This is a genomic window from Anaerobacillus sp. 1_MG-2023, assembly GCF_030547345.1.
Taxonomy (GTDB): Bacteria; Bacillota; Bacilli; order Bacillales; family Guptibacillaceae; genus Guptibacillus; species Guptibacillus hwajinpoensis_B.
Genome location: NZ_JAUORD010000152.1, coordinates 1 through 257, shown reverse-complemented (window position 1 = coordinate 257; position 257 = coordinate 1). Strand labels below are relative to the sequence as shown.

Below are 257 nucleotides of genomic sequence, written 5' to 3'. Positions count from 1 at the left end.
CGTAAGCACAATGCACACGCGTAAGCACTGAAGAATTGAGTGAAACCAGCATATCGCCAACAGATGTCAGCTGCTCAGCGCCTGATTGCTCTAATATAGTTCTTGAATTTATTGCACTAGATACTTTTAAAGAAACACGACCAGGAATGTTACTTTTAATAAGGCCGGTGATTACATCAGCAGACGGTCTTTGTGTTGCGATAACAAGATGAATACCACAAGCACGCGCCTTCTGCGCAATTCGCTGGACGCTAGAC

At 44.4% G+C, this 257-nt stretch carries 1 protein-coding gene; it reads right to left on the bottom strand.

The window, feature by feature from the left end:
• Positions 1–257, bottom strand: a 257-nt coding sequence (locus Q4550_RS23650) for an FtsK/SpoIIIE domain-containing protein (protein WP_336622862.1), incomplete at both ends; no start/stop codon positions are given.